Annotated in this window: 7 protein-coding genes; 4 read left to right on the top strand and 3 right to left on the bottom strand. The window is 43.3% G+C overall.

The genetic code is table 11. The annotated features are described in order from the left end of the window. Positions 1 to 263 precede the first annotated feature (263 nt). The 3 genes from FEF09_RS26500 (at position 264) to FEF09_RS26495 (ending at position 1,602) form a co-directional block, all read left to right on the top strand. Positions 264 to 557: a hypothetical protein gene (locus FEF09_RS26500; protein ID WP_146307894.1), complete on the top strand. Its 294-nt coding sequence runs from the start codon at positions 264 to 266 to the stop codon at positions 555 to 557. A gap of 299 nt (positions 558 to 856) precedes the next feature. Next, a complete protein-coding gene (locus FEF09_RS33815) occupies positions 857 to 1,054 on the top strand; it encodes a DUF2892 domain-containing protein (RefSeq protein ID WP_261387798.1) in 198 nt (65 codons plus the stop codon). A gap of 11 nt (positions 1,055 to 1,065) precedes the next feature. Continuing rightward, positions 1,066 to 1,602: an SRPBCC family protein gene (locus tag FEF09_RS26495; RefSeq protein WP_261387797.1), complete on the top strand. Its 537-nt coding sequence runs from the start codon at positions 1,066 to 1,068 to the stop codon at positions 1,600 to 1,602. Between the two features lie 173 nt (positions 1,603 to 1,775). Here the strand turns inward: FEF09_RS26495 and FEF09_RS26490 are convergent, their stop codons facing one another. From FEF09_RS26490 to FEF09_RS26480, 3 genes are all read right to left on the bottom strand, one after another. Next, on the bottom strand, positions 1,776 to 3,128 hold the full coding sequence (locus FEF09_RS26490) for a Fic family protein (protein WP_146307893.1): 1,353 nt from the start codon (positions 3,126 to 3,128) through the stop codon (positions 1,776 to 1,778). 230 nt (positions 3,129 to 3,358) lie between these two features. Continuing rightward, positions 3,359 to 5,056, bottom strand: a complete 1,698-nt coding sequence (locus tag FEF09_RS26485; RefSeq protein ID WP_012791074.1) for a ribonucleoside-diphosphate reductase subunit alpha — start codon at positions 5,054 to 5,056, stop codon at positions 3,359 to 3,361. 39 nt (positions 5,057 to 5,095) lie between these two features. Continuing rightward, a complete protein-coding gene (locus FEF09_RS26480; RefSeq protein WP_146307892.1) occupies positions 5,096 to 6,070 on the bottom strand; it encodes a ribonucleotide-diphosphate reductase subunit beta in 975 nt (324 codons plus the stop codon). Positions 6,071 to 6,463: 393 nt separating this feature from the next. Here FEF09_RS26480 and FEF09_RS26475 point away from each other — a divergent pair, with 393 nt between their 5' ends. Continuing rightward, complete coding sequence (locus FEF09_RS26475; RefSeq protein ID WP_261387796.1) at positions 6,464 to 8,119, top strand: ABC transporter permease; 1,656 nt, start codon at positions 6,464 to 6,466, stop codon at positions 8,117 to 8,119. Positions 8,120 to 8,134 lie beyond the last annotated feature (15 nt).

The raw sequence follows: 8,134 nt of genomic DNA, 5'->3' as shown, positions 1-8,134 counted from the left end.
GAAACAATGCTGGCAGAACACTACGCATTAAGGGATGGATTCTTTTACAGCTGTATTGATGCTGGTGACTCTGATCCCAGCTTCGAAACTGCCACAGAAAGTACAACGCCGGTTAAAACACAAAGAGGCACTTGATGAATGTAGTGAGTATTAACTGCTACACTGTTGTGTCACATCAACGCACTTTAACCATTTGCTATAGATATTCTGGCTGTATTTGCTACTGGTACGATTTTCCTGTTTATCAGGAAAAAGCCGGGGACATGAGAAATCCTGTATTTGACAAAAAACATTGGTTGGAATACTTAATGTATGGCTTAATAGCCGCTTTGTTGTATAGTGTGTTACTGATCATTCATCTGAAGGACGGTAACTATGAAAGTTTGTATTTACTCTATATTGGAAATGCCTTATTTGGCGTGGCAATACTGGCCTATAATTTCAAACTGATATACAGGCCATATGAGAAACAGCGGACAGTCTCCATGTTGATTGCTGCACATCTGACCACCGTGATCGGTACCATCATTTCCATGATTTTTGCAGCAATTTGCTAACAGTATTCTATCCGGATATTTTGTCGTCTACCCCGGATACACTTGCTCCCGATAGCGCCCCGCCTCAGGTACCGGAAAGACCGGCTGGCTGGTTGTTTATGTTGATAATAAATGCTCTCGTACTCAACTTCAGCATGGGATCATTTATCTCGATCGTATCATCTTACGCCGGGAAAATCAATCAGACAAAGGATAAACCCGCTCATTTGAACAAGCGGGTGTCTGATGGACCTGTGACCAACGATGCCTGAGTAATTTCTTCATCATGCACAGTATTGTTAAACCATAAAAAAATTGTTATGAACGAAAATTCTTCAACAGGCAATAAACCTGCAGTAAACGTAAATAACACCGAACGTATCATTTCTGCCGTAGCAGGCGGGTTTCTGCTCATCAATGCGATTACCGGAAAAAAAGCCCGTTTCCTCAAAGCCGGGGCCGGCGCCTTCCTGCTCTATCGTGCCATCACAGGTAATTGCCTGCATACAGCGCACTGAGGAAAAAACGGTTGCCTGATCCGGCAAAGAATGTTAATGTCCGCGTATCATTGACCGTCGGCCGTCCACGCAATGAAGTCTATGCTTTCTGGAGAGATCTGGAGAACCTGCCGCTTTTTATGAGACATCTCAAAACAGTCACAGATCTGGGCGGAGGGCGTTACCATTGGGAAGCCGAGATTCCAGGGATGCCAGGCCCCATTAATTGGGATGCAGAGATCATCAAGGAAGAAGAAGGTGCATTGCTTGGCTGGAATGCCTTGCCGGGCGCAGATATCGACAACGCAGGTAAAGTTACCTTCGTCGATGCAGGAGAGAAGAGCACAGAACTACAGATCGTCATCACCTATAGGGCGCCGCTCGGCCCTGCAGGCAGAGGTCTGGCAAAATTGCTGAATCCTTTGTTTGAATCAATGATCAAAGAAGATCTCCGGAATTTCAAAGCGTATATTGAAACCAGTGGAGCACAGCCCATCAATGAAGAAACTTCCAACAGCGGACCAGTATTATATGTTGACGAATCTCCCGACAGTGAAAGCGGCAAATAGCAGTAAACGCATTCTTTAGCGTAACGGATCCATAAACAAATCGGGAGCGCATTTTAATGCGCTCCCGATTTAATGTGTCTGGCATGTATCATATTACTATAGGGTGTAGATACCCATGGAGATTTAAATAGCTAAGAAAACAAAAATGTTTAAAGAATGCGTGTTCAACTTGCTTATTCTTCATGAGCTCTCCCTGTGTTGATTTCAGCAAGCTTTTTTTCTATCAGGTTTTTATGTTCCTCAATAATTGCTTTGCCAAGCTCGTTAATCTGATCTAAGCTTAGATATTCCCCGTAAGAGTGCCTGTAATAAATTTTGCCTCCATCAAAGTTTGTAGTGTAATAGGTTTTTTGAAATTCCCACACAATTTGAGCTGTATGGCTAAACTCTTTGAAACCTTCTAACTTGAAGCGTTCGTAAGTAAACCGGAGAATAATTCTGTTAAGGTTATTTGTTATCTGTTTTTTCGCAATATGGATAGTACTGTAACGTTCACCCAATCTTCTACTCGTTCCGTCAATTTCTATTGTCTGGTCAACAGTAAAATAGTAATCCGCAAACTGAAGAAAGTTTGGCAAAAAGGTATCATAAGCCTTCACAATCGCATTGTCAAACAGTTCATTCAGTGTTTCTGCTGTCCTATGTTCTATTACATTGCCAATGGCATTTAAGCGTTGTTTTAATAATGCGGCTTCTTTATAAACATCGTCTTGCTCTTCTATATTCTCTCCCTTAGCACCTGCAATCATAATTTCAAGTGAGCGAACCAGATTTTCCGCAATATATTCAACGAATGCCGGAAAGTTATCTGCATCTGCCTGCCGGAGCGCATTGAAATAATTTTGTTTATCCTGTGTCTTGATAATAGCCGGAGGAAAACCACTTTTCATCAATATAAAGTTCATCAGTATACGTGCTGACCTTCCATTCCCATCATCAAAAGGGTGTATCCTTATGAATTGATAGTGGAATTCTGCCGCTAGTATAATAGGATTTACATCTGGTTTTTCGCTTTCCTCCCTGTACCATTCGATCAGATCATGCATTTTTGCCGGCGTTTCCTCCGGGCTGGCGAAATAAAAAATTTCACCTGTAATAGTCTGAACATGATTCGGGGCTGATTTGTAACGGCCTACTTCGATCCGGCGTTTGGTGGCATTGCCGTCTGGTGTTATTGCACGTGCATCATAAGATTCTTTTAAAAGCAAAACGTGTAATTCCCTGATAAACATTTCGGTTAACGGATAGTCACCTTTTACAACCTCTTCAACCCATTTAATAGCCTCGTTATGCCCTGTAATTTCGAAATGATCTTTGAGTGGCTTCCCTTGAGCGGTAACACCAAACATAATCAGTGCTTTAGCCTCTCCATAGGAAAGACTATTACCTTCCAGATTATTACTGTGATAATTCCAATCCAGACGGAACTTCTGCATAATGCGGGCTTCCTGCTCTGGGCTAAGGGGAGGCAACTGGTCAAGTTCTTGCTTAAGTTGCATGGCTATTTGAATAGCATCTACGGACATATCTAAGCTTTAATAACATCTTACTGATACCTGTCAAATTTAAAGGACAAATATGGGGTTTAGGTACAAAAGGTTGGATTTCACCAGTGGATGATCTTCACATGAAGAGAATTCGGGGAGAGTGAAGAATCCTTAATAGATATCGGAAAGTAGAAGAATGATGGGGAAACAACATCAGTGGACATTAAAGTAAAAGGGTGTATCAAGTATTTTGATACACCCTTTTTTCTTTATCCTTCGCAACTCTTACATGTCACAAGACTGTTCACCAGCTCTTTAGACACGCTTTGACTACGTTGATAATACAATGTCTTCACACCTAATTTCCATGCCTCAATCAACAGTCTGTTCACCTCTTTCACCGGCAGGTTAGAAGGAATATTCAGGTTCAGGCTCTGTGCCTGATCAACATGCGTCTGACGGATAGCAGCCTGCTGAACGATTTCCAGCTGACTGATCTCTTTGAAGGTCTTGAACACATCTTTCTCGTGTTCAGTCAGTTCTTCGAGATGCTGTACGCTACCGTGATTCAGCATGATGCTGCGCCAGGTGTCTTCATTGTCGATACCTTTCTGCTCCAGCAGGGCTTTCAGGTATTTGTTTTTACGCATGAAGTTACCTTTTGACAGACCTGCTTTGAAATAATTGCTGCTGAATGGCTCAATACCGGGAGAAGTCTGACCGAGTATCGCAGAAGAAGAAGTAGTAGGCGCAATTGCCATCAGGGTAGTATTCCTGCGGCCATATCCTTTCAATACTTCTGGTTCTCCGTAAATCCATGCCAGTTCTTTGGTCGCTTTTTCAGCTTTATCTCTGATATCTTTGAAGATGATAGAGGTCAGTTGTTTTGCCTGCATACCTTCAAAAGCAATCATATTTTTCTGCAGATAAGAATGCCATCCCAATACACCCAGACCTAAAGCACGGTGACGTTTTGCAAAACGGTTAGCCGCTGCGAGGAAGTGGTTACCTTCAGTTTTAACGATAAACTCCTGCAATACGGCATCGAGGAAGAATGTAGCCAGTTTAACAGCGTCTGTATCTTTCCACTCATCGTATAACTCGAGGTTCATGGAAGAGAGACAGCAGATGAATGACTCATCTTCTGTAGATGGCAGCATGATCTCCGAACAGAGATTGCTGGCGTTGATAGCAAGGTTCAGATCTTTATATACCTGTGGTTTATTACGATTCACGTTGTCAGTGAAGAACAGATAAGGCAGACCTTTCTGCTGACGGCTTTCCAGCACTTTCGCCCAGATCTCACGTTTCTCCATATCACCGTCGATCATATCCTGCATCCAGTAGTCAGGTACACATACACCGTAGAAGAGATTCTGGATCGGGTGACCGATATCCTTGATGGATAAGAATTCCTGAATATCATCATGGTCAATGTCCATGTAGGCTGCAAATGCACCACGACGTACACCACCCTGAGAGATAGTATCCATAGCGGTATCAAACAGACGCATGAAGCTCACCGCACCACTGCTCTTACCATTATCAGTTACCGCGCTCCCACGTGCACGCAATCCGCCGAAATAAGCAGAAGTACCTCCACCTATTTTAGTCTGCATGATCACCTCACCCAGCTTGTGTGTAATGCCTTCAATATTATCCGGAATATGCACATTGAAGCAGGAGATCGGCAATCCACGTTCTGTACCCATGTTGGCCCAGATAGGAGAGCTGAGGCTCATCCAGCCTCTTTCGATCATCTCAACAAATGCTTCTTTCAGTTCCGGTTTATAGAGACGCTGTGCAGCAGCGGTACAGATCCTGTCAATTGCTCCTTCTACTGTTTCGCCTTTTAACAGATATCCTCTGTTCAGGATCTGTTCACTCTCTGAATTCTTCCACCACAACTTAGGCATTTCGTATTGTTCCGTCACACCTGTTAGCTGTGCTAATTCTGTTATCGCCATGACAAATGTTTTTTCCGTTTAATGATTCAATAAATGAGATTAGAAGAGGTCAAGCGCAGAAATGCTCTTGTCGTGTTTTGTGTAATCCACAGGACGTTTTGCAAAGAAATCGTCCAGGCTGTTGGCAAACACCTCTTCTTCAAACCACAGCATAGGCTTGTTATCCTCTGTACTGATATTGAAAAGCGTAGGCAGGTTGATCTTTTTCAGACTGTCATCTGCACGGTATTTCATGAAGTTTACCAGATGCTCTTTACTCACAGTATCAATCTTACCTTCAGAGAAGATCCAGTCCAGGATCCTGCTTTCTACTTCAATAGATTCTTTTACCAGATTACTTACTCTGGTGATAGTTGCTTCGTCGAACATTTCCGGATATTCTTCCCTGATCTTATTGATCAGATAGATACCTGCATTCGCGTGGATCTGCTCGTCTACTGAAGTCCAGGCAATGATATTGCTCACATTCTTCATCAGCCCTTTGAAACGGGTAAATGAAAGGATGATGGCAAATTGACTGAACAGGCTCACGTTCTCAATCAGAATAGAGAACAGAATGAGTGAAATGGTATATTCTCTGGTATCAGTTGATTTTGCGTTGCTGAGAGCATCAGATAAGTATTCGATACGCTGGCGGATAACCGGTACTTCTACCAGCTTTTCAAACTGGCTGTTATAACCCAGTACCTCTACCAGACGGGAATAAGCTTCTGAGTGACGGAATTCACATTCCGCAAAAGTAGAACCCAGTCCGTTCATCTCCGGCTTTGGCAGATGATTGTACAGGTTACCCCAGAAGGACTTTACAGCTACTTCGATCTGTGCAATAGCCAACAGACTGTTTCTTACTGCTGTTCTTTCAGCCGGATTCAGGTGGGAATGGAAGTCCTGCGTGTCCGCCGTGAAATCAACCTCGGCATGTACCCAGAATGATTTATTGATCGCTTCGGTAAACTGTAACACTTCCGGATACTCAAATGGCTTATACTGTAATCTCTTATCAAAAATTCCCATACCTTCTATTTATTTAGCGTTAAAGTCTGATTGGTGTGCCAGCCGTTGAGGGACAATGTAAATCCTCAAAAAGGCAATGCAGCGCAGCATTCACATGACGTATATAAACTACTTTTCATATGCTGCCAGACTACAAAAGTGAAGTAGCGAATGGTTTTTTCAAAAAAAAGGAACTAACACATGTGGAAAACTAATAAACGAAATAATCAAAGTCATACTGGTAGGCACTTATTGCTTATTCTGACAGTGGATACCCCGCCTCCCGTTCGAAAATGAACAATTTTTGTACCGAAAGTGGACACCTTTCTGGCACTTTTGCTTATTAACATATTAATTTACAACTTCTTAAATATGCGGCATTAAATTAGATCCGCTTTCCCAAATTTCCCCTTCATGATCCGCAACTACCTGAAAATTGCGCTCCGCAACCTCCTTAGAAACAAAACCTTCAGCGTTATTAACATCGTTGGTTTGTCTGTAGGTACGGTCTGCTGCCTGTATATTATCTTGTATGTAACAGGTCAATACAGCTACGATCGCCAGCATCCGGGTGCTGATGACGTCTATAGGGTGAACTCGAGGATTATCAGCGAAGGGGTACTACATAATAATGCCACCAGTTCTCCACCTATCGCCCCCGCCCTGAAAAGCGACTTTCCCGAAGTCGTAGCGTACACCCGGGTAGTGCCGACCGTAAACCTTGGTGCTGCACAACACCTGTTGACTTATGAAGGAGAGAGTATATATGAGAAGAATGCAGTATATGCGGACTCTACCTTTTTCGATATATTCAATTTCCATTTTATATATGGCAGACCCCGGAATGCGCTTTCTGATCCTTACACTGTAGTGTTGCTAAAAAGTACAGCCGAGAAATTATTTGGCAACAGTGATCCGGTAGGGAAGACAATAGAAATGTCCAATGCATATGGTAAAAATAGTTTCCGGGTGACCGGCGTATTGGATGAGCGTCTGGGAAAATCGCATATACATGCCAATATTTTCATGTCGATGAACAGCGGGGGAATGGGTAGTTTTACAAGAGAAAGCAATTCCTGGGCTGCTTATAACTACGTAGCCTCTTATGTGAAGCTGCGTGAGGGAACAGACCTCGCCACACTGGAAAGAAAATTACCAGCCTTCCTGTCAAAATATGGCGCACAGCAGCTCAAAGACCACGGTATGCAAAAAGAACTGCACCTGCAACAGCTAAGCAGCATCCATACGACCAAAGGTTACTCCAACGAACTAATGCCCACCAACGATCGCTCTTTCCTGAACAGATTACTACTGATCGCCATATTAATACAGGTAATGGCCTGTATCAACTTTATGAACCTGAGCACAGCAAGGGCTTCTAAACGCGCAAAAGAAGTAGGTATAAGAAAAGTAATCGGCGCCAGAATGAACGATATCATCAGCCAGTTTCTGGGAGAAGCTCTGCTCTTGTCTGTATTCGCCATCGTCATTGCTATCCCTTTACTGGCATTCCTGCTGCCAGTCCTGAACCGGCTGACAGACGCAGACATTAATCTGTTCAGTTTAGTGAATTATCGCTTCGCTTTTCTGTTGCTCGGTTTTATATTCATTACCGGTTTGCTGGCAGGAAGTTATCCGGCCTTTTATCTTTCTGCCTTCCGGCCCATCAGCGTACTAAAGGGTAACTTCAGTAGCCGCCTTTCCTCAGTCAGCATACGTCGCTTACTGATCGTCTTCCAGTTCTCCCTGTCTATTGTATTCGTCTCCGGAATCATCGTTATTGCCCGTCAACTGAATTACCTGCAGCGGATGGATATCGGCTTCGAACGTACACAGAAACTGGTATTCAATTTTCACACAGACGAAGAAAAGACAAAGCTTCATGCATTTATGAGCGACCTGCGACAGCTGACCGGCATAAAGACCGTCAGCCAGACCGATAATTATCCCAGCCAGAAGATCAGCCATGACTGGCCCTACTATCTGGAAGCTGCAGGCGCTGTCATCGGAAAAGATGTACAATTCATCTCCTCCGACGAAAACTATGTAAAAGCATTAGGTGTAAACTAATCGGTGGAAGAGATT

It is taken from the genome of Chitinophaga pinensis (assembly GCF_007896845.1).
In the GTDB taxonomy this organism is placed as follows: Bacteria; Bacteroidota; Bacteroidia; order Chitinophagales; family Chitinophagaceae; genus Chitinophaga; species Chitinophaga pinensis_C.
Note: the sequence above shows the minus strand (reverse complement) of the source record. Positions and strands in the feature narration are given on the sequence as shown.